This is a genomic window from Oribacterium sp. NK2B42, from assembly GCF_000424445.1.
In the GTDB taxonomy this organism is placed as follows: Bacteria; Bacillota; Clostridia; order Lachnospirales; family Lachnospiraceae; genus Oribacterium.
Genome location: NZ_AUJX01000003.1, coordinates 142,341 through 168,091 on the forward strand (window position 1 = coordinate 142,341; position 25,751 = coordinate 168,091).

Sequence of the window (25,751 nt, forward strand, 5' to 3'; positions counted from 1 at the left end):
AAATGTTTTGCGTGGGCAGATTTATCCTGATGTTTCTGCTTGCCATGCTATAATGTCTGAAGGAAAATGAGAGATGAGGAAAATGATTATTAGAAGATATACGGAAAATGATTTGCCGGAGATTATCAGAATTTGGAACGAAGTTGTGGAAGAAGGAATCGCTTTTCCGCAGGAGGAACTATTGAATTCGAAAAGCGGAGCAGAGGTTTTTGCGGCACAGAGTTATACGGCTGTTGCTATTATTTTATGGGCGGGGTAAATATGGAACTTAAGAGAATTCCTTATGGACTGACTGTTTGTAAAGTGGCAGATATTTCTGCTGTTGATATGGATTCGGACTTTTACTTTTTGGGGAAGACTGATGAAGAAATTTCCTTGGTCTGCAGGACTGAGGATACTCCCTCGCTCACGACAGAACGTGATGATGGATGGAGAGGATTTCGAATCCAGGGAATACTTGATTTTTCACTGATCGGAATATTATCAAAGTTGTCATGGATACTTGCAGAACATGAGATAGGTATTTTTGCTGTATCAACATATAATACGGATTATATTTTGGTGAAAGAAGAAAACTTTGAGCGTGCATTAGGCGTGTTGAGTGGGGAAGGATATTCTGTAATGTAAATCTTATATGTATAAGTACCCCTTCAAGGAACAGATGCTGACCTATGCTCAGAGACCCGATACGACAGCCTGTGCTTCGCTGGAACTTTGGAATGAGAAGATGAACTGCCGGGTCAACAAGGGCGCACAGGGCATCACACTCATTGATGAGGATGGTGTGCACCGGTCAGGGCTGAAATATGTCATGGATTATCTCCCGTAGAATCATTGAAAAGAAAGGCCTGCGGGAAAGCCGCAGGCCCATTTTAACATCATCCTTCGATGAGTATCTGTTTCTTTTCGGGAAGCCTCTCTTTGTCCTTCTTAGGAAGGATAAGATTCAAAACACCATGCTTGAAGCTTGCCTTGATATCTTCCTCGGTGATGTTCTCACCGACATAGAAGCTTCTCTGCATTGATCCGGAGTAACGCTCCTGTCTGATAAGTTTGCCCTTCTTATCCTTTTCGTCATTATCCAGACCTTTGTTTGCACTGACAATGAGATATCCATTGTTCAGCTCCAGACTGATCTCTTCTTTCTTGAAGCCGGGCAGGTCGATATCTACTTCGTAGTGATCGTCATGCTCACGAACATCGGTCTTCATCATCCTGTCGGCATGCCTGCCGTACAGCTTTCTTTCGGTTCTGTCCAGATCTCTGAAATCCGGGAATGCGAACCAGTCGTCAAATAAATCTTCTCCAAAAATACTAGGTCTTAACATAATGCTTACCTCCTTTTCACTCAATACTGTTAATAGCTACTGAGCAAGGGGAAGGAGGGATTAGATCATTGGAACATCCCGTTCTTTTGGTCTTCTCTGTTCCTCTGTTCGATTATGTTATAACGCTAAGATTAGCACTCGTCAAGAGGGAGTGCTAACAATATTTGTGAAATATTTGTGAACTGTCTATACCGCGTGAGCAAAATGCACATATACATGGCCATACGAAATTCGGTAAAAAATCCCCTTGCATCATGTATCGAAAATGTGATATTGAATGGTTATATCGTGAAGATGACTCTGGTACTTGGCGTGACCAGCTTTCTGCCACAGATATCTCTTGTCGCCGCAATGGCTGCGATCAACAACATGATCCGAAAATATGGCGCTCTGGATGAGATCTTCGGGCAGGAGCAGTATGCGCAGATTCCTCTGGCGGTGGTCGGCATCGTCATGAAATTATTCCAGATCGTGATCTCCATTGTGGTCGGTATGGCTGCCGGATGTATCCCGGTTGTGGGATATAACATGTGTGCAGGACTAAAAGACAGGGTAAAGAAGCTATTTACAACAGTGCTTATAGCCGAGAATTGATGGGAATGTAGGTACTATAAGATGATAAATGAGAGCGTTAAGAACTGGCTTGTCGAGAGAGGCTTTGCGGACAGGCTGACGGAGCATGGAGATACCATAGATACGGTAGAACATGCGGCACAGCAGATCGGATGCAGCAAAGCGGAGATTGCTAAAACGCTGTCTTTCATAGTGGAAGATAAGCCCGTGATCGTTGTTATGGCAGGGGATGGTCGTGTGAACAGCTCTAAGTTTAAGGCGCAGTTTCACACAAAACCTCACATGATCCCGAGAGAGCAGGTCGAGGAACTGACAGGATTTCAGCCGGGCGGTGTGTGCCCCTTTGGAGTGCCGGCAGGTATCCCTATATGGTTGGATGTATCCATGAAGAGATTTGAGTATGTCCATCCCGCAGGTGGGAATGAGTTCACATCCGTGAAGCTGTCTCCCGACGAACTGGAAAAGGCTACGGATTCTATCGGCTGGTGTGATGTTTGCAAAGGATGGGAGGAGTGATCAGATGCAATACGAATGTAAAAGCTATGATGCTTCTATGAACTGACACATCATTTGAACACTTTGCCGGAGATCGGAGTAGGGATAAAGAATTCCCCGTTCTATGGGGCATTCTATGAAAATGCAATTACGGAATCAAGAAGGTTTCCGGAGTTTTACAGGGCAGCAGCCGAAAAGCATGGATGCATCTTCTTCAATGCAGCAGAATATATTTATCCTTCGGAAGTTGATTCGCTTCACCTGACTCCGGAGGGACATAGTGTATTGGCAGAAAAACTATGCGAGGTGATAAAGAATGTCTGATCTGTCGAGATTTTTAAAAGCGCAGGAAACAGATTATAAAAGAGCCTTGTCTGAAATCCGTTCGAGTCATAAGAGGTCGCATTGGATCTGGTATATTTTTCCTCAGATCGCAGGACTTGGTTTTAGTTCTACAGCTCAGTATTATGCAATCAAGGATCGCCAGGAAGCAGAAGAATACCTAAAGAATGATCTGTTACGGGATCGGCTGGTAGAAATCAGCGCGGCTCTTTTGCAGCTTGAGTCAAATGATGCAGGTGAGGTTATGGGATATCCAGATTACTTGAAGCTTCGTTCATCCATGACACTGTTTCATGAGGTGGCACCAGAGACAGAAGTTTTTCAGAAGGTACTGGATAAGTTTTTTGAAGGAAAACCAGATCAGAGGACGATAGAGTTGCTCTGAATGCTAAGATACAGCGAAATACTATATTATGGGTTAAACCCTGACGAATGAAGAAGGAGATGAGCTTATGAATACTTTTATTTGCTATGAGCGTTGCACAACCTGCAAGAAGGCACAGAAGTGGTTGGATATCAAGGGCGTGGAGTGGGAGGAAACGGTTTTATGAGAACAAGAGAGGAAGCACTTAGCTACGGGCTTTCATTTCCAGATACTTATCAGGACGCGCCGTTTCATGATGAAAACTGGCAGCTTGTAAGGTATAAGGGGAATAAGAAAGCTTTCCTTTGGACATATGAGAGAGATGGATTTATAAATCTTAACGTAAAAGTGGAACCGGATAAGGCGTTTTTCTGGCGTGATATTTATGAATCAGTCACACCGGGATATCACCAGAATAAGGAACATTGGAATACGATTATTTTGGATGGGAGTATTCCGGATAAAGATATCGAATGTATGATTGCGGAAAGCTATGATCTGATCTCAGATAACCCGACAAAGAGAATCTATGAGGTGGTAAAGAAGATTCCGAAGGGGAAGGTTGCAACCTATGGACAGGTAGCTGAGCTTGCCGGTGATAAAAGGATGGCAAGAGCAGTCGGAAATGCACTCCACAAAAATCCCGATCCGGATAACATACCTTGCTTTCGTGTGGTCAACGCTAAGGGAGAGCTTGCCGGGGAATTTGCTTTCGGAGGTGCCGGAAAACAGGCTAAACTTCTTGAAGCTGATGGTATCGAGGTGACGGATGGCAGGGTGGTTCTTGGGAAGTATCAATGGAAACTTTTGGACACGATGTCCAGAAGTTGACCGTGTGAGGGTTAATGTATAGCATTTAAGGCAGGCGATACGGTATTCATAGTGGAATCGAACCGCTTTATCCGTGAAGGGATTAAGCATATTAAAGGCAGAATAATAAGGGGCAGTGAGATGATTGAAAAAATGAAATGGCTCAGGGAGCCGGAGGATTATAAAATCACAGAAAAGTGCATTGATGTAACAACGATGCCGCACACAGATTTGTGGCAGAGAACCTACTATCATTTTAGGAATGACAATGCTCCTGTTTTGCAGATGGAAACAGATGATAAATTCTTCTCCTTTATGGTAAAGACAGACTTTACCGACAGCCATCATCGTTTTGATCAGTGTGGAATTGTCATGTATCTTGATTCAGAGAACTGGCTCAAGGCTTCTGTTGAGTATGAAAATGAAAAGTTTCAGCATCTTGGCTCTGTTGTTACAAACCATGGTTATTCCGATTGGGCAACTACGGCTATTCCAGCTGATGTAAAACAGATGTGGTATAGATTTAGCAGGAGAGAAGATGATTACTGTATTGAGTGTTCCTACGATGGAAAAGATTATTCTCAAATGAGAGTCTGCCATATGTGGGAAGGAGCCGGAACGATTTCATTTGGTATCTATGCGTGCAGTCCGGAAGATTCCAGCTTCAAGGCTGTGTTTACAGATATGCAAATAACAGAGTGCGTCTGGAAGGCTCATGATGGTCAGCAGCCGGACTAATGATGTGTGGGATTATAGCGGGAGGTATTTTGATGGCATCTATAAGAGATGATGTATCCAAGTACATATGTCATTTTTGGAGACATTTCTTAGGAATCTCCTTACGGGGGAGCATAACGAGCTTAAAAACAGGTACATGCATACAAGGATCAGGATGCGATACATGTCTTTTGTTATAACGATTCCGGGAGAGTTGCAGGGTGCCTCAGGGTATTCTGGAAAGACCATGATGAAGCTTCCGGCCATGATGAAGCATCCGGCATAGCTCAGATAGGAAGAGTTGTTACCCTGGAACATGGCAAAGGCATCGGAGGACAGATCCTCCATGAAGGTGTAAGGGTAGCAACTGAGCAGTTTAAGGCTAAGAAGATATACTTGGAAGCTCAGGAATATGCCATAGGTTATTATGCGAAAGAAGGCTTTGAAGTTGTGTCAGAGCCGTTCATAGAGGATGGGATTCCGCATGTAAAGATGGAGAAAGTCATAGAAAAAAGCTGAGGGACTAGCCTTCAGCTTTTTCAATAACCATATCTGATAAAGCAAACGGAACAATTTCATCCGGATTTGATGTAGGGCTTATCCATTCATCTATTCTTTCTTTTGGTAGCATGAGTGGCATTCTGTCATGGATTTTAGAGAGCTCCGTTGTAGGTTCTTTTGTGAGGACCACAAAGACAGGATAGCCGTCTTCGATACGGTAAAGACCACAGAGCCAGGTCACAGTGCAGCCTCTTGGCTGTATGGCATACTTATCACCGGTTTTTACCTTGCCATCTACGCTTATGAAATGCTCCCACTCAAAGTAGTAAGAAGCAGGGATGATACATCTGTGTGATTTCCAGGCATCCTTGAAGGTGGGCTTTTCCATAGCGGATTCAACTCTGGCATTAAAGAGACTACGTTTACCATCTCTTGCAAGAAAGCCCCACTGCATCGGGAACACACTTTTTGCTCCTTTGGCATTTGGAGCAATCACAGGAACTATATCTGTTGGACGTACTTCTCCATCTGTGATCAGAGGCCTTGCGTGGGTATCTATAAATTTACTTGTTAGAGATGAACGTAAAGCAATCTCAAATATATCTTTTAACTCCGGGAGATCCTTCTCCAGTGCATATCTGGTACACATATTGTTTTACTCCTATGGGGATTCATCTATCTCTTCATAGCCATTATCGGCAAAGTAATCTTCATTTAGTTGCTCGGATTTAGCAAGTTCATCGCTAAAGCCTTTAAGAGCATCAAAAGGACTGAATATCTTGGCTCGTCTTCCAATGTCCATTGCAGGATGCTTTATGGAAAAGCTGTCAGTCTTGTCATGCTTTGGTTTACCTTTTAAAAATACATCCCTGTATCTGAAATTGGAAGGTATTTCTATCACAGAACTTTCGCTATTCATCTGATTCCTCCGTTTTTTAATAGACCGGAGGCTGTGCTTTATGCTCTGTGTCCTCCGATCTGTTTATTTCTCTCTATAGTCGTTGCACCCTCAAGAAGATTTGCCTTAAGCGGGTCAAGTCCTCTTGCCACACACTATACAGATGCATAGAAGCTTTTCATATCAATAGCGATATAGGTTCGCTGACTTTTGTTCATATTATTTTTTTGAATATTCCTCAAAAGAGGCAAGATGAATCTCTTTTGCCAAAGGAAAGACATCCGGTATCATACGGTTAAAGTATGCTGCTATCCGGTATACCATATCCAGTGACGGATTCTGCTCGCCGTTTTCAATTTTACTGATTGTGCGCCTGCTGATATCAAGGTCAGCAGCCATTCTGTCCTGGCTGATACCCAGGTCTCTGCGAAGTTCATAAACACGGTTTGAATAGATTAAATCTTTCAAGATGTTCACCCCTCTCTTATAAAAATACAGACTATTTCACAAGTATCATTGTAAATAAAGGAGTGTCCTATAATTTGGACTTAATCTGTGGCGAGTCTTCCAAATATCTTAAAGGTGCTGTATTCGCCTACTTTAATGGGCTTATACTTTGCGTTAAGTGATACAAGGAAGGTGCCGGTTTCCTTTTTTACAAATTTTTTGAAGTAGGTAAGTCCGTCAAGGAAGAATAGTCCCAAGTCCCCGGATTCAAGGCAGTCTGTCTGTTCAATCCATACAAGCTGTTCATCCTTAAATCTTGGCTCCATACTGTCACCATCAAGATGTACTCCAAAGGAAGCCTTTCTTGGTACATGGTCAAAGATCTCTATCTCATCAAAGTTCTCATCATCAAGGAAATTACCGGTTCCTGCTGATGCAGAGGTAAGAGCAATCTTCATTATGCGTCCTTCCATAGGGATAATCTTTGATGACCTCTTATCGAATTTTCCTGAAACTTCCAGGAGATCAATATAGTCGTAGACTTTAATGATTCCGTCATCATTGAGATTTCTGAAAGGATCATTTGGATTTTCCCCAATAAACTCCGTATAGATATCGTTGATCTCAAGTATCTGGCATAGTGCAAGGAACTGATTTGCAGTTGGCATGTTTATACCTTTTTCCCAGGCACTTATGGCAGCATTACCTACATGGATGTCGAATCGTCCAAGCTCTTTTGCCACATCGATCTGAGATAAGCCTTTATTTTTTCTGTTCTGTGCAATGACCTGTCCGATGTTCATAGTGTTTTCCTCATTTCTGTCTTAAGTGCAGACTAAATTAGTCTGTGGTTGATTTTATATTTGGAATATACCATAGTAAAAAACTAACATCAATGGATAATTGAAAATTGTGATATATAGTCCCGTAGGAATTTATATTTTGTTGATTTATAGTTGACTATGTCGGGAGGACATAGGCGCGGATATCCGCGCATAACAATGACAATTAAACGAGGGCATCATGATATGGGGGTATAGCCCACCGCGGACGCATGATAAGAAATCAGTTAAAGGCTGAGTCTTATTGTGCGTCCTTTTTTCTTTGTTCCTTTTTCTGGTTTTGGCCCGGAAAGAGGGAGAAGATGAAGAACATTATCAATGAAACAACACTGGGACAGAGAATCAAGGCAGCAAGGATCAGAAAGGGTTATACCCAGGAACAGCTTGCAGAAGTGATGTGTATTCCTAAGTCCACGATATCTGCTTATGAGAACGACAAGGTGGATATTAAGGGGAGTGTGCTTGTGGAGCTGTCAGAGCACCTTGATACCACACCGAATTATCTGTTGGGGGTTGAGGGAAATTCAGATGATAGTTTTATCTTAAAGGCAGAGCAGCTCCTTCGCCAGATTAAAGATGATAGGACAAAGGAAATACTGCTGGCCCAGATAAATGCGTTGGTAATCTTATGAATTTGGAAAATCTCTTTTATAAAAAAGATATGTAAAAAAAGAGTTGACACTGTGTCAAATCAGTGATATTATCCAAACATCAACTGACACAATGTCAACAGAAAGGAGAACTTAAAATGGTAAAAGCATTACCGAAAATTGTACTTGGCGCATGGGCCTGGGGTAACGATGGAACCTTTGGTGGAAATTTAACAGCAGATTCGCTTAAGCCTATATTTGATGCAGCAATGAAGGCTGGGCTTAACCTCTGGGATACAGCTTATGTTTATGGGATGGGAACATCAGAAAAGACACTTGGAAGTTTTATAAAAGATCTCCCAAGAGATTCATATATCATTTCAGACAAACTGACTCCTCAGTGTGCGAATTACACTTCCAAAACTCCGGTTGAGGACATGTTAACGACTGAATATGAAATACTTGGTATCAACAACATGGATATTTACTGGGTGCATAACCCTGTTGATGCTCCAAAGTGGATTACAGAAGTTGCAAAGTATTTCGAAGGAAAAGAAAACGTACCTGTGATTGGTGTTTCAAATCACAATCTTACCGAGATAAAAGAGGCAGATAAAATCCTAAAAGAGCACGGTCTTAAACTTGGCGCTGTACAGAATCATTACAGCTTACTCAACAGATCCTCAGAGGATTCAGGTATTGTTGATTACTGCAAAGAAAATGGCATTCAGTTCTGGGCATACATGGTTCTGGAACAAGGAGCTCTTTCAGGAAAATATGATACAAAGAACCCTATGCCTGCAGGATCGGGAAGAGCAGAAACTTACAATCCGGTACTTGATAAACTTGAGATCATGAACGCGAAGCTTAAGGAAGTAGCAGATAATTACAATGTAGCTCCGGCACAGATTCCAGTTGCATGGGCGATTGCAAAAGGGGCATTACCTATCATCGGTGTTACAAAGGTCAGCCATGTTGAGGATGCTGTGAAAGCCTGCAATGTAGAGCTTACCCAGGATGAAATAAAGGTACTTGAGAATACAGCAGATAGTCTGGAACTGAATCTTATCCGCATGTGGGAGAAGAAGATGGAATAATTTTATTATCCTGCAATTGACTGTGTGTCAACCAGGCGATATTATAAAAGTATTGATACACAGTTTAAGGAGTAAAAATCATGGCAGTAGAAAATAAAGAAACAATTGACAAAAGAAGAGAGGAAATAATGGATGCCTGTGAGAAGCTTTATGAAACAATGGGCTTTCAGAGCATTAACATAAAGGTTATCAGTACAGAGACCAGTTTTTCCAGACCTTCTATATACAATTATTTTCAGACTAAGGAAGAAATCTTTTTAGGACTTTTGACCCGTGAATATATGAAGTGGAATGAAGCTCTTAAAAGCATTATCAGAAGAAAAGCTGATATGGATAAAGATACCTTGGCGAGAGCAATAGCAAAATCTATGGAGGAACGTAAGACACTTCTGAAAATTTCTGCCATGAATCTGTATGAGATAGAGGAAAACAGCAGGGCTGAGCTCCTTGTAGAATACAAGAAAGTTTTTAAGAATTCCGTAGAGCTGTTTGATGAATGCCTGAAAAAACATCTGGGTGTGTCGGAAGAGAAAATCGCACAGATAAGATATGCATTCTTTCCTTATATGTACGGGATATATCCATACTCATATCCTACAGATAAGCAGATATCAGCAATGGATGAGGTAAAACTCTCTCATATGGATGTGACAATTTATGAAATGACTTATCAGTTTTTAAAGCTGATCTTATGATTGAAGAAAGAAGGAACTTAAAATGAAGAAGAATATTGGAGCTTAAGACGATTTTTGTCCATCTTGGAAATACTGTAAAGAAAACAATATTTGGAGAAGGCGTCTGGCAAAAAGGCGAAGTGGTGAGTACCAAGGTAATGGCTGAAGCATATGAAACCGGTAAAAATCTGTGATTGGAGGTCTATGATGAGCATTACAGTTAATTTACGTTATAAAGGAACAGATGGTGCTGCAAAAAGATTTGCAGAGGAAATGACAAAAAGCGGAACGGTTGAAAAAATACGAAATGAGGCAGGAAATCTTAAGTATGAGTATTATCAGTCTTTGGATGACCCTGAGACAATTCTTCTGATAGACAGTTGGGAAGATCAGGAGTCTATTGATATCCATCATGCTTCACCTATGATGCAGACTATCATGGAGCTTCGCGAAAAATATGATCTTCATATGACTGTAGAAAGGTATGTCTCTGACAACAGTATGCCGGATAAGGATAAAGATTTCATAAGAAAATAAGAAAGGGTGCCTGATGAAGAAAATAATTTCAATGCTACTTATCTCAGCATTTACTGTATTAGGGCTTGTTGGATGTGCTGAAGTATCATCGGATAAAGAAACTGTAAATACGCCTACGACAGAAATAAGTGTAGCAGAGACTTCCGGTGTCAACGATGAAATAGAAACAAGTGATATAAAGGACACAGTGGATGAAAGCTCTGATAAAAAAATGCTGGTAATATATTTTTCTGCTACAGGAACAACGAAGGGAATCGCTGAAAAGATTGCATCAGTTACAGGAGCAGATCTATATGAGATCAAGCCTAAAGAACCATATACTGATGAGGACTTAAATTATAATGACGATGGCAGTCGTGCCACGAAAGAGCAAAATAATAAGGATGTAAGACCTGAATATGAAGATATCGAGTTGGATATCGAGAATGATTATTCTACTATCTTCCTTGGTTATCCTATTTGGTGGGGCGAAGAGCCACGAATCATTGACACCTTTGTAGAAAGTTATAATTTCGATGGGAAAACAATCATACCATTCTGCACCTCGGGAAGCAGTAGTATTGAGAAGAGCAGTTCCAATATTTCAGAAAAAAACGGGACAGGAAACTGGCTATCCGGCAACAGATTTAGCGGAAGTGCTACAGATGATGAGATAAAGAACTGGTTAACAGGATTAAAATTATTAGCAAAGGATTAAGGTGAACAATGTTTAGAAAGATGAGAAGATTTAAGCAACAGATTACAGATGAACAGTGCATTGAGGTGTTGAAAAATTCAAAGAGAGGAGTACTGTCCCTGATTGGCGAGGATGGTTATCCGTATGGCTTACCGATTAACCAGTGGTATTGTGAAGAAGATGGGAAAATCTATTTTCATGGGGCTAAGGAAGGTCACAAGATTGATGCAATTAAGGCATGTGATAAAGTAAGCTTCTGTACATGGGATGAAGGCTATCGGAAAGAAGGCGATTGGGCTTTAAACATTAACAGCGTAATTGTATTTGGCAGAATCAAGTTTGTAGAGGATGAGGATACAGCAATAAAGATATGTACTCATCTCACAAAGAAGTTCACGGATGATGAAGAGTATTTACAAAAGGAATTGAAAAATGCTCTGCCGAGAGTACAGTGCCTTGAACTCATTCCTGAGCATATGACAGGGAAGCTGGTTAATGAATCATAAATAATAGAGCAAGCAGACTTTGATGTATAGTAAAATATAGAAATCTTTATTATGTTAAAATGATTATTACGTTCAGTCTATTTATCTTTTACAGAGGAAATGCGACCGCTTCGTTGTATAACTTCTGTAATACTTTAATAAAAGCATCAAGGCTATGACGTTGATCCGCTTTATGAGTGCAGAGGACGCATGAAAAAGTATCATCGCAGTCATAAGGAATCCAGGCAAACTGTCCGCTGTGATCATTAAGAAAACCGGGAGCAAGGCAGATCCCTTTATGAGAAGCGACATTGGTAAGTGTGGTGTCATGGTCAGGGCTGTTAAAGTATTCAATTTTACCAGATGAGATGAGCTTTTGCTGAACTGAGCGGAGAAGTGCCGGCGAACCACCACCGACCATAAGAGTGCGACCGTATATATCTTCATCAGTAATGAGATTTTTAGCCGCCAGAGGATCGTTCTTGTCACAAATTAAGTAGATATGACTTTTGAACAGCTTGTGGACTATAGTACCTGCAAGCTGTTTTGTTTGTTCTTCCAAAGCGAAAACGATATCAGATTCATTTTTTAAAAAGCTGTCGATGCCATTTTCGTATTGGAATAGGGGAGTTATCTGAACTCCTGTCTCATTCTTTTCAAAGTCCTTAATTGCTTCAGGAAGAAAGTAAAGAGCCTGTCTTACCATAAGGCTGATAGTAATATTATCCTGGTATTTTGCACTGAAGTTCTGTCCCTGTTCAATGGCGCGTTTCATTTCTTCGCGCATGTTGGCAAGATATGTTACAAATTGCTGCCCGGCAGGTGTAAGGGACGCACCTTTCCCGTTTCTTGCAAATATTTCAAAGCCGACTTCCTCTTCAAGCAGCTTTATCTGATATGAAAATGTAGGCTGGCTTACAAACATATTTTCAGCAGCTCTGGAAAAACTTTCGGTACGGGCCAGTTCTATACAATAATCTATCTGTTTTGTTGTCATAACGTACTCTTGATATTTAAAAATTAAATCAACTATCGGATGTTTCTATTGGATAGTATAAAGCAGACGTGAGATAATGTAAACAACAAAGGACAAAACTAATTAACATAAGCAGTTATCTATAGAAATGTTAAATGGAGGGAATTCAAATGGGAAAAACATTAATTGCATTCTTTTCAAGAGCAGATGAGAACTATTTCGGCGGTGCAATGAGATATGTAAAGGTTGGTAACACTGAAATCGTTGTTAATCAGATGAATGAACTGATTGATGCAGATACATTCAAAATAGAGATGAAGGATCCATATTCACCTGTTTACATGACCTGCATAGATGAAGCCAAGAAAGATTTAAGAGATAATGCCAGACCAGAACTTACAAACTATTTAGATAGCATTGATAAGTATGACACTATCGTCCTTGGATACCCAAATTACTGGGGAACATTTCCAATGGCTGTAGCGACATTCTTAGAAAGATACGATTTTGCCGGTAAAACAATTCTTCCTCTTTGTACGAATGAAGGAAGTGGAATGGGATCCAGCGAACGAGATTTGAAAAAATATGCAAAGGGCGCAGATGTAAGACAAGGTCTTGCAATTACCGGAAGCCAGGCAGCAAAAGCAAAGGCTGTAGTTGAAAAATGGTTTGAAGCAAACGGATTGATATAAGAAAAGTTGGAGGAAGAGTACCTGCTAAGGTGATTAAGATGCTTGATCCGGCAGAACAGAAGGAATAAATATATGGATGAAAAAGCAAAAATTTCAGAACTTTATAAAGACTACTGGGACTATATGGTAGAGAAAGATATTGAAGGTCTCAGAAGACTTATGTCCGCAGATTACTGTCTTTATCATATGACAGGAGTAAGCCAGTCTGCTGATGAGTTTCTGCAGGGATTAGATAATGGTACCTTCAATTACTATTCAGCTGATCATGATGACATTGTAGTAAGTGTTCGTGGTGATGAGGCAACCATGACAGGTAAAAGCAGAGTAGTTGCTGCAGTCTACGGTGGAAGTAAAGGATGCTGGAGATTACAGGGAGACTTTACTCTTAGAAAAGAAAATGGAAGCTGGAAATTTACAAGTTCTAGAGCATCAACATACTAAGGAGGATTTATAATGGAAAACATCGTATTAAATAACAAATTAGAGTGCCCGGTAGTAGGAATCGGAACATTTATGCTTGCACCTGCTGATGCAGAAAATAGCGTGAGAGAAGCTCTTAAGATAGGCTACAGACTTGTAGATACAGCTAATGCATATGTAAATGAGCGTGCTGTAGGTCGAGGAATCAAGGAAAGCGGAGTAGATAGAAAGGAAGTATTTTTATCGACAAAACTCTGGCCATCAGAGTATGAGAATGAAAATGCTGTAAATGAAACATTAGAGCGCCTTAGTGTGGATTATGTTGATCTTCTTTATATACATCAACCTGCTGGGAATTGGCTTGCAGGATATAGACAGCTTGAAAAAGCTTATAAGGAAGGCAAGGCTAAATCTATCGGAATTTCAAATTTTGAAGGAAAGTACATTGAAGAGCTTGAGACTAAATGGGAAGTAGTACCTCAGTTTATTCAGGTGGAAGCGCACCCATACTTTACTCAGACAGAGCTTCGTAAGACTTTGGATAAATACGACATCAAACTCATGAGCTGGTATCCTCTTGGCCATGGTGACAAGTCTCTTATCAATGAGCCTGTATTTGCAGAGCTTGGTGAAAAATATGGCAAGTCTCCAGCGCAGATTATCCTTCGCTGGCATACACAGATGGGATTTGTAGTTATTCCAGGTAGTAAAAATGTGGATCACATCAAGGATAATTTAGATATTCTCGACTTTAAACTTACAGATGAAGAAATGGCAGAAATTGCAAAGCTTGATAAGAATGAGAGATATTATCACAGAACTGAAGAACAGCTTATTCAGTTTGCAGGTTGGAAACCTGATTTTGAAAAATTAGGTATGTGACCGGCATTGACTCGTTTTGTCTCGTATCGACTTTTTTTAAAGATTATTCGATATGATGTATCCCGGATCATGGTCAGTGCCATGACATGAGCTGGTGTTTCTCCGGATCTCCTTGCAGCTGCTGAGGTGCAGGTATGGATTGATGTGGCTACAGATTTGTTACGTGACGTATAAGATTAGAGCACTATACTATAGAAGGTCATAGCTTTATTATGTTGTGATCTTCTTGATAATTACTTGAAAGTCTTTGTTATCTGCTCCAGAAACTTTTCAGCAATAGGCGTAAAGGTCTGATACTTATTCCAAATGAGATATAGCTCTGATTTCAGTTCCGGTGAAAGAGGCTTAAATACCATGTCAGTTCCTTCGGTATTTATCAGATTTTTGAATGTAAGAAGTATTCCAAGGTTTTCCCTTGCAAATACAGAGCCGTTATAGGAAAGTCTAAAAGAGCCTTCAAGTTTAAGCTCATTAAATCTGTCTTTGGCCCATGCTTTGATTTCATTGTTCCAACTCTGTTCTGAGACAAACAGAGGCTGCCCTATCAGGTCAGAGACATGGATGGAATTTTTCTTTGCAAGGAGATGGGATGAAGATATGATTGCTCCCCACACATCAGCTTCCGGGAATTTCACATATTCGTATTTGTTGCTATCAGGAGTTTCACATAGTACAGCAAAGTCTAAAATGCCCTTATCAAGCTTTTCAGTAACCTGCTCAGTATCTCCGCTGGTTATATGATAGGTGAAATTAGGGTATTTTTCTTTTAATTTATAAATCTCTCTGGCAAGGTATCTGATCTGATAGCTTTCTGCCAGTCCAAAAAATATATCCCCACCTGTTATATCATCCAGAGAGTTAAATTCCTGTTCTATCTTATCTGACATGGCCACAAGATCCTGGGCGCGGTCACGAAGAAGCATTCCCTCATCAGTAAGTGAAATACTGAAGCTGTGCCTGACAAATAACTTTTTTCCAAGTTCTTCTTCTAATGCTTTTAATGCCTTTGAAAGAGTAGGCTGCGATACATGAAGCCGCTCAGCAGCTTTTGACATATTTTCCTCCCTTGCGACTGCAAGGAAGTATCTGAGATTTTTTATCTCCATGAAGTCCTCCATAAAGCTGACTATTTATGTGTTATTCCAAAAATGAATATCATGATATTTATTTTATTCATTAGCGAAAACCAGGTCAAGGTTTTAATATGAAAACCGGAAGGAGAAATAAGATAGATACAGTAAAGAATCTTGAAAACCTTTCAGATATGGGCTGTGGCGATAAACAAATATGCTTCATGAAGAAAATGTATAAAGAAGGTGATACTGATATGCTTTTACGAGATCTTATGAAATGCCGTTGTCACCTTATGGATGAGTTTCATGACAGCCAGAAAAAAGTTGATAATATGGATTTTTTGATAAGGCAGATACATAAAAGAAATAAAGGATGGGAAAATATGAGCAAAGTGTTAGTAATTTCTACAAGTCTTCGTGCAAAGAGTAATTCCGACATACTTACGGAAAAGCTTATAGAGGGAGCAAAAGCTTCAGGTCATGATGTGGAATATATAGGCCTGAAAGGGAAAAATATCGGTTTTTGTATAGGTTGTCTTGCCTGTCAGAATACCCAGAAATGTGTCATTAAGGATGATGCTGCTGAGATTGCAGAAAAAGTAAAGAATGCAGATACTCTTGTATTTGCAACTCCGATTTATTATTACGAGATGAGCGGTCAGATGAAAACTCTTTTGGACAGGCTCAATCCGCTGTATCCTTCAGACTATAAGTTTAGGAATGTATATATGCTCTCTGTTGCGGCTGAGGATGAAGAGTTTGTGCCTAAAAAGGCTGAAAGCGGACTTCAGGGATGGGTTGACTGTTTTGAAAGGGCAGAATTCTCCGGTTCCTTATTCTGCGGAGGCATAGGCGATATGGGTGAGGCATCGAAAAAAACTGAAGAATTAAACGAAGCCTTCGAATTTGGTAAAGCTCTAAAATAAAGGAAGTTGCGATGAAAACGAAAATGATTTTTCTGGCATTCTGTATATACAAGACTTGGACATATATCTGATAAGAATACGGAAGATATGACTGATCTTCTTTCCAATGGAGATGTTACTATAACCATTAGCATTGAATAAAACGGGCTTTTTTGAAAATGTCCGCATAACGTCTGCGAAATGTCCAAATATCATTTACCGATTTAAGATTAAAGCATAAAGCGTTATAATGGGATGAGGATGTCATTTTGATCTGACATTCACATCCTGTTTTTATGTTTGCCAACTATTTTGATCCTTGGAGTCCCGTGGTTTAGAGTCGATCAGAACTGCAGCTGTATGTCAGATTTAAAGGTTGCAAAACAAGCGATCATAGATGAACGGGTAAACCCCAAAAGGAATTTTTTTTTGTGTGAAAGGAGATGCTACAATGAACAATTTCAGATTTTATGCTCCGACAGAGGTGGTATTCGGAAAAGATGCGGAAAAAGGAACCGGAGAAACTGCAAGGAAATACGGAAGTAAAGCACTACTGGTTTTTGGAAAGAACAGTGTAAGGAAAAGCGGACTTCTGGACAGGGTTGAAAAATCCCTGACGGAAGCGGGAATGGAATACAAAGAATACGGGGGTGCAAAGCCAAACCCAACACTTTCTCACGCAGAGGAAGGTGTCAGGGAAGCTGTAGCCTTTGGTGCTGATATGGTTATCGCTGTAGGAGGCGGAAGCGCCATAGATACGGCAAAGGCTATCGCTCACGGTACAGCAAATCCTGAATATAAGCTTTGGGACATCTGGACAAAAAAGGTTCCCCTTGAAAAGTCATTACCTGTCGGTGCTGTATTGACCATAGCTGCGGCAGGAAGCGAGATGAGTGATTCAGCAGTTCTTACCAATGAGGAGCTGGGTAAAAAGGCTGGCATTAACACTGATTTCAACAGATGCCGGTTTGCCATCATGGATCCGGCTCTTGCCGCAACCCTTCCCAAAAAACAGATAGCAGCCGGAATTGTGGATATAATGATGCATACCATGGAGCGCTATTTTATTCCGGATATCAAGGCAGACCTCACAGATGAAATAGCAGAGGGACTTATACGGACAGTGGTCAGTAACGGTGCTAAGGTTATGGAATATCCAGCCGATTTTGATGCTATGAGTGAGATTTTCTGGGCTTCCAGCCTTTCTCACAATAATCTTACGGAGTGCGGAAGAGGCAAGGATTTCTCGGTACATAAGATCGGTCATGCATTATCCGCAAAGTATGACGTTACACACGGCGCATCACTCTCTGCAGTGTGGGGAACCTGGGCAAGGGAACTTTATGAAGGAGCATTACCGAGATTCGCAAGATTTGCCAGAAAAGTCTGGGGAGTAACCGAAACCGATGACCTGAAGGCTGCGGAGGAAGGCATTGAGAAAACAGAAAACTTCTTCAGATCCATAAATATGCCGGTAAGTCTCACAGAGCTTGGAGTTAAACCTACAGAGCAGGATTTCAGGGAACTTGCCATGGATGCCACCATGAATGATACCATGAAGCTCTCAAGGATACGTCCGTTGGACCGAGAAGCGGTTGAAAAGATATATAGGGCTGCAATGTGAGATCATGACCCAGGCCGGAAATAAGCTTTCCAATGAAATTCAGAAATATTTAGGCGATTATGCAGAAAAATACGGTAAGAGATTTGTGGTAATATACGGTCTTTGCGAAACTACGTGCCATATCGCATATCTTCCAACTGAGAATTGTCTTGAAAAACCAGGTTCAGTCGGGATACCTATTCCGGGAGGGAAAATATACCTCGCAGACGATGAAGGGAACGAGATCAAAGAACCGGACCGGGATGGACAGGTCATCTATGAGGGCCCCAATGTCACAATGGGATATGCATTATCAGGAGAGGACCTTTGCAAGGATGATGAATGGCATGGAAAAGTACAAACCGGAGACATGGCGCGAAGAGATTCTGACGGATACTACTATATAACCGGAAGGATAAAACGGTACATAAAGATAGCCGGAAACCGGATAAGCCTTGATGAAATCGATGAAAATATCATGAAAGCACTTCACATCTTCAGCGTAAGCTCCGGGATCGATGATGACCTCGTTGTATTTGTTAACGGAGAGGATGAAAAAACGGCAGTTTCACAGTTTGTAAAGAAAGCATTGCCGGTAGCCAGAACCTGCTTAAGGGTAAAACAGATTGACGAGTTTCCCAGAAATGAAGCAGGGAAGATAATGTACGGGGAGCTGAAGAAGCTGTTATAGCCCTCTTAGCTCAGCCAATGGGATAAATCTTTTTACGATCTCAAGAAATCTTACCATGTCATCATTTGATGGTGCGGTAAGATTTTTATTTGGCACAGTATCCCTTTCGGTAAACTGCTGGAGATAGTAGCGGGAAGCTCCTTTGATCATCTCACCGATTGCCGTAAAGTCTTCGTCGGAATGAAATTCTTTCACTACTGTAGTCCTGAATTCATACGGGATGCCTGAATTCATAATCCCGTCTTTGACAGCTTTTTGAAGAGAAAAGTCCTGCGATCCGCTCTGTGAGCGGGTTTCAGGACTTTTATAAATTTTACAGATGCACGTTACGCATCTCTGATACTTGGCTTAATGTCAAAAAGGAAGCCCGACCTCCGGTCGGCCTTTGAATTAGTAGTTGGATACCTTTTATCAGACTAAGGGTAAGTGCTAAAATCGGATTATAAACACGAAATGCTAGAAAAAAACAGGAAAACCAGCCTGCCTAAACCAGAAATCCGGTTTACATGGCATGTTTTTTGCAATGCTAGATAATCAGACACATTATGAAGGCTATGTTCGGAAATATATTCGGAAGGAATACAGGATGGTTATTGAATATTATATCCGATTTATTATAAAATAAAAATAGATTTTTCAAAGAATGGTGCTATGAAAACAGTTATCATAAATCAAAGCACAGGAGGTCGGAATGGTGAAAGGAAATGTACTTGTCATAGGTAATTCCGGAGTAGGTAAATCCACCTTGATCAATGCTGTATTGGGGAAGGATGCCGAAAAGAAAGCTGTCACCGGAAAAGGCATCAGGGGTACAACCCTTGATCTCGAGATTTATGAAAATGAAGGAATATCCTTCCGACTTATAGATACCATAGGTTTTGAGCCTGGATTTTTCAAAGAATTGAAAGCAATCAATGCAGTTAAAAAATGGTCAAAAGAATCTACCAAGGCCGGAAAAGAAGATTCCCGCATTAATGTTATATGGTTTTGCGTTGACGGAACTTCTTCAAAACTGTTTCCGGAAGCTATAGATTCAATGATGAATGCCACAAACCTGTGGAAAAATGTTCCCATAGTAGTTGTTATAACCAAATCCTATTCTGAGCCTGAACGCGAAGATAACAAGCAGATGATAAGGGATGCTTTTGCGGCAAGAAAGAAGTATGTCGACAGACTGAATGACATCATCCCTGTTGTTGCGGAGCCCTATACCCTGAGAGAGGGCATCTATGCTCCTCCCGAAGGCATCACGGAGCTTATAGAGCTTACAAACAGGCTTCTGCCTGAAGGTTTCAAAGCTGCCGAACAGGATGTCAAAAACTATAACCTGCTTCGTAAACGTGCACTTTCACAAACTGTTGTCAGCGTTGCAACATTAGCAGGAATCACTGTTGGCGGTGTGACTCTTCCCTTTGCCGATGCCATGATCCTTACACCAACTGAAACACTGGAGATAGAATCCATTGCCAAAATATGGGACATCAAAAAAAATGATCAATCAAAGGCTCTTTTGGACACAATAGTTGATGTGGGCACAGTGGGTGCAGCCGGAAAGCTGCTTGCCGGAAGTCTGAAATCCATTCCTGTGATAAATGTCGGGGCGGCAGTTGTTAATGCTTTTATAGCCGGCAGCATTGTTTTTGCCCTGGGAGAAGGTGCTTCCTATATATTTGAACAGATATATATGGGTAAGAAATCTTTGTCTGATGTAGAGTGGGTTAAAAATATTCTGGAAGAGAAGATGACTAAATCCATCCTGGAGGACATCACAAAGGCGTTAAAGAATCTTCCGGAAAATGCTGATAAAAAACAGATTCTGGATCTGATCTTGAAAGTGTTTGGAAAAAGAAAATAGGAGGACAACATTATGAGTATGTTTTGTGAAAACTGCGGTGCGAAGCTGGCAGACGATGCCAAATTCTGCGAGGAATGCGGAGCAAAAATACTTCCTGCATCACAGGTTCCACCCCCATCAGGACAGGAACAGGGGACATATTTTAACCAAAATCAACAGTCCGGAAATATTGGATCTTTTTATAATCAAGGCGGTGTTCAGAATTATAATCACCAACAGCCCGGATCATTCAACAATTATGGCCCTTACAGTGGTCAGAACCAGGGTTACATGAATTCCGAACAGCAACCGGGCCAATATAATAACCAAAACGGTTCACAGTACCAGGGTTACATGAATCCTAAACAGCAACCGGGCCAATATAATAACCAAAACGGTTCACAGTACCAGGGTTATATGAATCCTGAACAGCAGCCGGGTCAATATACCGGTCAGGACGTTGGTCAGAACCGGGGTTATGCGCCTGCCCCCGGAAATCCAAAAAAATCCGGCCTTCCAAAGGTGGCAATAATAGGTGGTGTGGCATTAATAGTTGTTGCAGCAGTAGGCGCCTTCCTTATATTTGGGAAACTCAAAGGCGAAAAAGATGAGGATGAGAATGTCACAATCGAAACATCCATGAGCCCGGACCAGACGATATATCCAACAACACAAATCCTAGAAAGTGAGTCTTACGAAACACAGACTACCACCGGAACAGATATAAAGTCCGCAAGAGAACAGGCAGCGGAACTGGATGCCTCGAAAGGGAATGATTACTTCGCTAATACGACAGAGTCTGACGATGGCTATCAATATTCGAAAAACCAAGATAACAGCTCTTCGGATACCATCAGTACCGACATGATCGGACAAAAGGCAAAAGACATTGCCGACAATCTGGAAAATAATTCAGGCAGCAGTAATAGCAGCAGTAATGAGGAGGAGTTTCTTCCATCCACTTTTGCGAAAAAAGGTAAAAGAGATATACTCCAGGACGGTACAGTCATGTACATGAATTCTGTCGGTGACTATATGGCAAATGTCTGGGTACAAGACAGTGACAATGGTAAATATTATTACACAGGACCTGACGGCTGCATGATCAAGGACAACTACAGTGCTGACGGTTACTGGTGCGGTTCTGACGGAGAATGGGATAAGAGCGTTAAACAGCGTAATGAAGATCCCGAGCCTAAGACCGGTACATATGTAGGTTTTGTTGCTACCTGGAAGGTAAAGATAACAAAAGACAGTAAATACGGAACTGCCACACATACTTATACAGAATTCGGAGGCACACCGCAGGTATATGATTTGACGCCTGTTGGACACGGAGTATATATCGCTGAAAATGAATACGGTACGATTGCTTATATGTCTGTAACTAATAACGGCAAGACACTTATAGTTTCTGAGGCAGGTATCACAGAAGAATGTACTTTGAAGTAATATCCATCTGTCGGCATTTCTTGGGATAGATCGCCCGGCAGGATTCTTCCCCGGGCGTGAAGGGAGGAAGTGAATGGCTCGTTTTTGCAGGTATTGTGGAACAGAACTATCTGATAATGCAGTCTTTTGTAAGAACTGCGGAAGTCAGGTTCCTAAAGCAGAACAACAAAAGATACAACCTTTCGGTGATGATCAGGGGGCGGCAAAGCCAGCCCCCGTTTTCTGCCGCTATTGCGGCGGTGCTGTTACCAACGGTGCACCATTCTGCAAAAACTGCGGAGCAAGTCTGAAAGACGGAGGCGCAGGGCAGCAGGACATCCGGCAGCAAGCGACCGTTCAAAACAGGCCCAATCCACAAAATCCCAACCAATACCGGGCACAGATGAATAATCAGCCTCAGGTGCAAAGGCCTCAGGATTATGGGCAGTATAACCGGAACGCAGGGCAGCAGAGTAATACTCTATATTCCAATGGTCCTCGTCGTCGAAATCCTTTGAAGCCTTTGATTGCTGCAGTTCTCGTGCTGGCACTTTTTGTGTCCTTCGTTTACCCGGGTTTCGTCCGTACACGTTTGTTTGGGAGCGGCTCAGACAAGGAAACCGGAGGCTTGATACTGACTCCTCCGGAGAAGGATCCCGACAAACGAAACACAGGAAATAACAGCAACGGTAACCTAAAGATAGAATATGATCTCCCCACAGAAGAAGAACTGGAAGCGGAATACGCAGAGATCGATGCGGCTTTAGAAAACGGAACTCTATTTGCAGATGATCTAAGCATTGAAAGTGATCCGCACCCGGAGTACAAATGGCTCTATAGCAGTGAAGATGGCTGGAATGTGTCGGATGACAGCGAAAAGGCACCGAAGCAGCAGCCGAAGATACTCCCTAAAGGAACCAGTAAAGCCTTCCGTATGGAAACTCCCTACGGCGTTACTGTCTCTGCCGAGGAGAATGAACTTGATAAGGACAGGACATTTACACTGGAACCCGTAAGCGGAGAGCAGATTGAACAACTCGAAGAAGTGTTTGTCAAAGACATAGAAGGACCGGGAATGATTATGGATGCCTGGGAACTGGATGCGGGACTTGAAGACGATGAAGCTTTTTCCGGACATTTTACATTGGAACTTGACCTGGATAAAATGGGCGTAACTAAAGATGAATATCCATTTCTTCGTTTTTACAGAGTGGATGGTTCCGGCATCTGGTATGAGTACGCAAGTCAGATTGAAGGTAACAAAGCAGTTATCAATTCAAACCAGAACAGTTTCTTTATATCTGCGTTGGTAACTGGCGGTGTGATTCTTGCTGCCACAGCCATAATAGACGGGATTTATCATTATAGTGGAGGAGCATATCTGAATCCGTTTACCGGAACTTTCCCGATTTATTATAAAGATACTGCGGTTATGACGATCATGTTGGACCGCGAACAGTTTAAAGACATCCTGCTGTTAGGCAATACAACTTACTATAATGATCTAAAAGACCAGGCTAAGTTGGATGCGATTAAAGAGACTCTGAAAAAACATAATTTATCAGACAAAAACATAAAAACCTCAGTGGATTTTTCCAATTATGTCGTAAAACTTAGAAATAATCCGGAAACTGAAGCTGAATCCACAAAGATCAATTCCACTTTTAAAAGTATCTATAAAAAGCTGCTAAATGATAAAGTAGAAAACGATCCTGATTATGTACGCGTTAAGGCTAATCTCAAAGCATATAATGATGCTGTTAAAGCAGGAGAGACTCCTCCGGAAATTGAACAGGTTGAAAAGGTTTGTGAACACGCTGTCAGGGCTTGGGCATGGCTGACAGAAGTCCTGAAAGTAAAATTGCCTTCATGGTACAAATTACGAATCGAACTTAGCGGAGAAGAACGAACTTCCTACGGAGTGACACTAAGTCCTTATCTGGGTCACCCATATATTGTCATTTTTATGGGTATGTTGGGAAGCGGAACCAGCCTTACCTATGACAGGCTTCTATGCACTCTCTGTCATGAGATGTTTCATATCAGTCAGAGAAAATACGCCTGGGATACCATGGCAAATTATAAGTTTGATGAAATGTCAGCTCAGGATGTAGAGGGGATGGCATGTGACTACTTTAAAACCAAGAAAATCATTGTTTCCAATAAGGATCAGATACTAACCAATCTGACCGATGCATGGTATTTTGCACTACCTTTAAATGATTTCAGTACAACCTATCCGGAAGGAAAGATTTCTGTTTCAGGATCAAAGAAGGCAGACGCCTCATACCCGGTTGCACCCTTCCTTACTTTTCTGCGCTCAAAGTACGTAAAACCTGAAAAGACCTACTCCGAGATAATGAACTCCTATGGAGAAACATGGAAACGCGGAAAAGTAACCTATATCATGAAAACCGCATTCGGACTGAGTGACGATGAGAAGGATCTGACTCAGGCATACAGGTTATTTGCCAAAAGGAATCAGACAAGATTTTATTTGGAAGCATTGAAACCAAACATAAACACAGTCTTTTCACCAATAGTAGAATTAAATGGTAAAAAAGAAATAAATCTTTGGAACAAGAATTATACCATCAGAGTACGAAGGGTACAGCCGAAAAACCTTGTGAAAGCAGGAGATGAGTATGCCCTGGCACTGAAATATCATGATAATTATGCCTATGTGATGCCTGATTTTGATATTGAACCCCTGAATATGAGACGCGACAGAGAATATAAGATATACAGTGACGGAATTTTTATTGAACCCAGGAAAGCATCCGGGAAAGAAACCGTTTATCTGATGGAAGTAGACGGTGGAACAGGACCTGTGATGGGGGATAAGATCTGGAACAGTAAATCTAGCGTATATACACTTTATCTGATGGTGAAGCCGGAGCAGCCTGAGGTCGAGAAAAAAGGAAATGTACTTGAACTGAAGTTTCCGGACTTAGGTGAGGAGCCTGAAAAAGAAATAATTGACAGTTATGTTGTAACACTCCGTACCGGAAAGACCGACGTCCTGCAGCAACAGTTTACAAAAAAAGCTATCAAGGACGCAGATGGGAAGCCGCTTACACTAGATATTTCCAAGCTTAAAATAAAAGGCAATGAGCTGACTGATGAAGAACGAAAGAATCTGGTAGTGATCATCCAGGAATGTGTGGAGAACACATATAAATCTGGGAAGCCGTGTCTTGGTCCCGAATCGGATCCTGTTCCTCTGGAGAATGACATTTACGGCACCTGGGAATTTGTTTCAGATATTCAGGAATACAGCTCACCTCTCCTTGGCGGTATGGTGGACCTTCAGAACAAGACCATCAGCCGTCAGAACCTTGGTCCGGACGCTCCTCAGGAAGCAAAGCAGCAGGTTAAGGACTTTACGGATCAGTATTATCAGAAACAGAATGAGATCTCCAATTCTGTATCAAAGGGCAAGATGATCGTCCGTCCGACTATAGAGCTTGATGTGGCAGAAGTTTCCCTTAAGTTCCCGGAAGCACCGGAAGAGCTTTATAAGGGTACCTATAACCGGAAGACGATGCAGCTGACCCTGGAACGGAAAAATACTCTGTATTCATTTACCGGAGCAGATAAGGAATATAATGCCCTGCAAAATGATTATCACAAGAAGATCGAAAGTGGAACCTATGACCTTAAGGATTTCGGACTTGCACCGGGTATGGTGCTTCAGATCGCATCAGAACCTGACAAGAAAAATCCGTCGAAAACCATCATGACCTTCACCGGCGATTTGGATGTAAACAACCAGCTCGTCAAACTTAAATCAAAGCTAAGCGGCACCAAGCTTTCAGACGAGTATTGATATTTATTAAAACTGCAAGAGTAATTCGGGAGCCAATTA

At 41.4% G+C, this 25,751-nt stretch carries 34 protein-coding genes and 1 pseudogene; 26 read left to right on the top strand and 9 right to left on the bottom strand.

All coding sequences use genetic code 11. The annotated features are described in order from the left end of the window. Positions 1-82 precede the first annotated feature (82 nt). From G625_RS0100810 to G625_RS0100820, 3 genes are read left to right on the top strand one after another with little or no spacing between them, the layout of a single operon-like run. Positions 83-259: a hypothetical protein gene (locus G625_RS0100810; protein ID WP_198014789.1), complete on the top strand. Its 177-nt coding sequence runs from the start codon at positions 83-85 to the stop codon at positions 257-259. Between the two features lie 2 nt (positions 260-261). Then, on the top strand, positions 262-627 hold the full coding sequence (locus G625_RS0100815; protein WP_029199586.1) for an ACT domain-containing protein: 366 nt from the start codon (positions 262-264) through the stop codon (positions 625-627). A gap of 7 nt (positions 628-634) precedes the next feature. Then, positions 635-829 (top strand): hypothetical protein, encoded by a 195-nt coding sequence (locus G625_RS0100820; protein ID WP_029199587.1) that lies wholly within the window; start codon positions 635-637, stop codon positions 827-829. 49 nt (positions 830-878) lie between these two features. On the opposite strand, the gene G625_RS0100825 is transcribed toward G625_RS0100820, so the two are convergent. Beyond that, the gene (locus G625_RS0100825; protein WP_029199588.1) at positions 879-1,328 is read right to left on the bottom strand and encodes an Hsp20/alpha crystallin family protein; all 450 of its coding nucleotides are present in this window, start codon (positions 1,326-1,328) and stop codon (positions 879-881) included. Positions 1,329-1,532: 204 nt separating this feature from the next. Here G625_RS0100825 and G625_RS0100830 point away from each other — a divergent pair, with 204 nt between their 5' ends. From G625_RS0100830 to G625_RS21770, 7 genes are all read left to right on the top strand, one after another. Continuing rightward, positions 1,533-1,922 (top strand): MATE family efflux transporter, encoded by a 390-nt coding sequence (locus tag G625_RS0100830; protein ID WP_029199589.1) that lies wholly within the window; start codon positions 1,533-1,535, stop codon positions 1,920-1,922. A 21-nt stretch (positions 1,923-1,943) separates the two neighbouring features. Further along, entirely contained in the window at positions 1,944-2,417 is a 474-nt protein-coding gene (locus tag G625_RS0100835; protein ID WP_029199590.1) for a YbaK/EbsC family protein, read from the top strand. A 54-nt stretch (positions 2,418-2,471) separates the two neighbouring features. Further along, positions 2,472-2,720 (top strand): hypothetical protein, encoded by a 249-nt coding sequence (locus G625_RS0100840; protein WP_156884982.1) that lies wholly within the window; start codon positions 2,472-2,474, stop codon positions 2,718-2,720. Next, positions 2,713-3,123, top strand: a complete 411-nt coding sequence (locus tag G625_RS0100845; RefSeq protein WP_029199592.1) for a DUF1810 domain-containing protein — start codon at positions 2,713-2,715, stop codon at positions 3,121-3,123. The genes G625_RS0100840 and G625_RS0100845 overlap by 8 nt, the downstream gene beginning before the upstream one ends. A 162-nt stretch (positions 3,124-3,285) precedes the next feature. Beyond that, the gene (locus tag G625_RS0100855) at positions 3,286-3,933 is read left to right on the top strand and encodes a methylated-DNA--[protein]-cysteine S-methyltransferase (protein ID WP_029199593.1); all 648 of its coding nucleotides are present in this window, start codon (positions 3,286-3,288) and stop codon (positions 3,931-3,933) included. Positions 3,934-4,053: 120 nt separating this feature from the next. Then, a complete protein-coding gene (locus tag G625_RS0100860) occupies positions 4,054-4,650 on the top strand; it encodes a DUF1349 domain-containing protein (RefSeq protein ID WP_029199594.1) in 597 nt (198 codons plus the stop codon). Between the two features lie 159 nt (positions 4,651-4,809). Further along, positions 4,810-5,148 (top strand): GNAT family N-acetyltransferase, encoded by a 339-nt coding sequence (locus G625_RS21770; protein WP_084152698.1) that lies wholly within the window; start codon positions 4,810-4,812, stop codon positions 5,146-5,148. A gap of 4 nt (positions 5,149-5,152) precedes the next feature. Here G625_RS21770 and G625_RS0100875 read toward each other — a convergent pair whose 3' ends face one another. The 5 genes and pseudogenes from G625_RS0100875 to G625_RS0100890 all read right to left on the bottom strand — a co-directional run bounded on the left by G625_RS0100875 (position 5,153) and on the right by G625_RS0100890 (position 7,278). Further along, positions 5,153-5,779 carry an SOS response-associated peptidase gene (locus G625_RS0100875; protein ID WP_029199596.1) on the bottom strand — a complete coding sequence of 209 codons (627 nt, stop codon included), beginning with the start codon at positions 5,777-5,779 and terminating at the stop codon, positions 5,153-5,155. Between the two features lie 12 nt (positions 5,780-5,791). Further along, entirely contained in the window at positions 5,792-6,049 is a 258-nt protein-coding gene (locus G625_RS0100880; RefSeq protein WP_029199597.1) for a hypothetical protein, read from the bottom strand. 92 nt (positions 6,050-6,141) lie between these two features. Continuing rightward, positions 6,142-6,246: pseudogene (locus G625_RS23585) on the bottom strand (UV damage repair protein, ImpB/MucB/SamB family); the annotation flags it as partial. Between the two features lies 1 nt (position 6,247). Beyond that, complete coding sequence (locus tag G625_RS17785) at positions 6,248-6,496, bottom strand: helix-turn-helix transcriptional regulator (RefSeq protein ID WP_242826564.1); 249 nt, start codon at positions 6,494-6,496, stop codon at positions 6,248-6,250. A gap of 80 nt (positions 6,497-6,576) precedes the next feature. After that, positions 6,577-7,278, bottom strand: a complete 702-nt coding sequence (locus tag G625_RS0100890) for an XRE family transcriptional regulator (RefSeq protein WP_029199599.1) — start codon at positions 7,276-7,278, stop codon at positions 6,577-6,579. Positions 7,279-7,619: 341 nt separating this feature from the next. Between G625_RS0100890 and G625_RS20825 the strand changes: the two genes are divergently transcribed. The 7 genes from G625_RS20825 to G625_RS0100925 all read left to right on the top strand — a co-directional run bounded on the left by G625_RS20825 (position 7,620) and on the right by G625_RS0100925 (position 11,397). Then, positions 7,620-7,949, top strand: a complete 330-nt coding sequence (locus G625_RS20825) for a helix-turn-helix domain-containing protein (protein WP_049895533.1) — start codon at positions 7,620-7,622, stop codon at positions 7,947-7,949. A gap of 116 nt (positions 7,950-8,065) precedes the next feature. Then, the gene (locus tag G625_RS0100900) at positions 8,066-9,004 is read left to right on the top strand and encodes an aldo/keto reductase (protein ID WP_029199600.1); all 939 of its coding nucleotides are present in this window, start codon (positions 8,066-8,068) and stop codon (positions 9,002-9,004) included. Positions 9,005-9,084: 80 nt separating this feature from the next. Further along, a complete protein-coding gene (locus G625_RS0100905) occupies positions 9,085-9,699 on the top strand; it encodes a TetR/AcrR family transcriptional regulator (RefSeq protein ID WP_029199601.1) in 615 nt (204 codons plus the stop codon). 35 nt (positions 9,700-9,734) lie between these two features. Further along, complete coding sequence (locus G625_RS22230) at positions 9,735-9,872, top strand: hypothetical protein (RefSeq protein ID WP_156884983.1); 138 nt, start codon at positions 9,735-9,737, stop codon at positions 9,870-9,872. 13 nt (positions 9,873-9,885) lie between these two features. Further along, on the top strand, positions 9,886-10,215 hold the full coding sequence (locus G625_RS0100915) for a putative quinol monooxygenase (RefSeq protein ID WP_029199602.1): 330 nt from the start codon (positions 9,886-9,888) through the stop codon (positions 10,213-10,215). 13 nt (positions 10,216-10,228) lie between these two features. Then, positions 10,229-10,912, top strand: coding sequence for a flavodoxin (locus G625_RS0100920; RefSeq protein WP_029199603.1), 684 nt, complete (start codon positions 10,229-10,231; stop codon positions 10,910-10,912). Positions 10,913-10,920: 8 nt separating this feature from the next. Further along, the gene (locus tag G625_RS0100925; protein WP_029199604.1) at positions 10,921-11,397 is read left to right on the top strand and encodes a pyridoxamine 5'-phosphate oxidase family protein; all 477 of its coding nucleotides are present in this window, start codon (positions 10,921-10,923) and stop codon (positions 11,395-11,397) included. A gap of 88 nt (positions 11,398-11,485) precedes the next feature. On the opposite strand, the gene G625_RS0100930 is transcribed toward G625_RS0100925, so the two are convergent. After that, the gene (locus G625_RS0100930) at positions 11,486-12,373 is read right to left on the bottom strand and encodes a LysR family transcriptional regulator (RefSeq protein WP_029199605.1); all 888 of its coding nucleotides are present in this window, start codon (positions 12,371-12,373) and stop codon (positions 11,486-11,488) included. Positions 12,374-12,522: 149 nt separating this feature from the next. On the opposite strand from G625_RS0100930, the gene G625_RS0100935 reads away from it, so the two are divergent. The 3 genes from G625_RS0100935 (at position 12,523) to G625_RS0100945 (ending at position 14,346) form a co-directional block, all read left to right on the top strand. Next, positions 12,523-13,044 (top strand): flavodoxin, encoded by a 522-nt coding sequence (locus G625_RS0100935; protein ID WP_198014790.1) that lies wholly within the window; start codon positions 12,523-12,525, stop codon positions 13,042-13,044. 72 nt (positions 13,045-13,116) lie between these two features. Next, positions 13,117-13,485, top strand: coding sequence for a nuclear transport factor 2 family protein (locus G625_RS17795; RefSeq protein ID WP_156884984.1), 369 nt, complete (start codon positions 13,117-13,119; stop codon positions 13,483-13,485). A gap of 12 nt (positions 13,486-13,497) precedes the next feature. Beyond that, on the top strand, positions 13,498-14,346 hold the full coding sequence (locus tag G625_RS0100945; protein WP_029199607.1) for an aldo/keto reductase: 849 nt from the start codon (positions 13,498-13,500) through the stop codon (positions 14,344-14,346). Positions 14,347-14,579: 233 nt separating this feature from the next. On the opposite strand, the gene G625_RS0100950 is transcribed toward G625_RS0100945, so the two are convergent. Beyond that, positions 14,580-15,452 carry a LysR family transcriptional regulator gene (locus tag G625_RS0100950; RefSeq protein WP_029199608.1) on the bottom strand — a complete coding sequence of 291 codons (873 nt, stop codon included), beginning with the start codon at positions 15,450-15,452 and terminating at the stop codon, positions 14,580-14,582. A 98-nt stretch (positions 15,453-15,550) separates the two neighbouring features. On the opposite strand from G625_RS0100950, the gene G625_RS0100955 reads away from it, so the two are divergent. From G625_RS0100955 to G625_RS17800, 3 genes are all read left to right on the top strand, one after another. Next, positions 15,551-16,345, top strand: a complete 795-nt coding sequence (locus tag G625_RS0100955) for a flavodoxin family protein (protein WP_330364927.1) — start codon at positions 15,551-15,553, stop codon at positions 16,343-16,345. A 430-nt stretch (positions 16,346-16,775) separates the two neighbouring features. Then, positions 16,776-17,948: an iron-containing alcohol dehydrogenase gene (locus tag G625_RS0100960; protein WP_029199610.1), complete on the top strand. Its 1,173-nt coding sequence runs from the start codon at positions 16,776-16,778 to the stop codon at positions 17,946-17,948. Continuing rightward, positions 17,920-18,618, top strand: a complete 699-nt coding sequence (locus tag G625_RS17800; RefSeq protein ID WP_156884985.1) for an AMP-binding protein — start codon at positions 17,920-17,922, stop codon at positions 18,616-18,618. The genes G625_RS0100960 and G625_RS17800 overlap by 29 nt, the downstream gene beginning before the upstream one ends. Here G625_RS17800 and G625_RS0100970 read toward each other — a convergent pair. After that, entirely contained in the window at positions 18,613-18,852 is a 240-nt protein-coding gene (locus tag G625_RS0100970) for a hypothetical protein (protein WP_029199611.1), read from the bottom strand. The genes G625_RS17800 and G625_RS0100970 overlap by 6 nt on opposite strands. Before the next feature lie 457 nt (positions 18,853-19,309). Here G625_RS0100970 and G625_RS17805 point away from each other — a divergent pair, with 457 nt between their 5' ends. The 3 genes from G625_RS17805 to G625_RS0100985 all read left to right on the top strand — a co-directional run bounded on the left by G625_RS17805 (position 19,310) and on the right by G625_RS0100985 (position 25,712). Then, a complete protein-coding gene (locus G625_RS17805; protein WP_049895537.1) occupies positions 19,310-20,473 on the top strand; it encodes a GTPase in 1,164 nt (387 codons plus the stop codon). 12 nt (positions 20,474-20,485) lie between these two features. Further along, on the top strand, positions 20,486-21,904 hold the full coding sequence (locus tag G625_RS0100980; protein WP_029199612.1) for a zinc ribbon domain-containing protein: 1,419 nt from the start codon (positions 20,486-20,488) through the stop codon (positions 21,902-21,904). A gap of 73 nt (positions 21,905-21,977) precedes the next feature. Next, the gene (locus G625_RS0100985) at positions 21,978-25,712 is read left to right on the top strand and encodes a zinc ribbon domain-containing protein (protein ID WP_029199613.1); all 3,735 of its coding nucleotides are present in this window, start codon (positions 21,978-21,980) and stop codon (positions 25,710-25,712) included. Positions 25,713-25,751 lie beyond the last annotated feature (39 nt).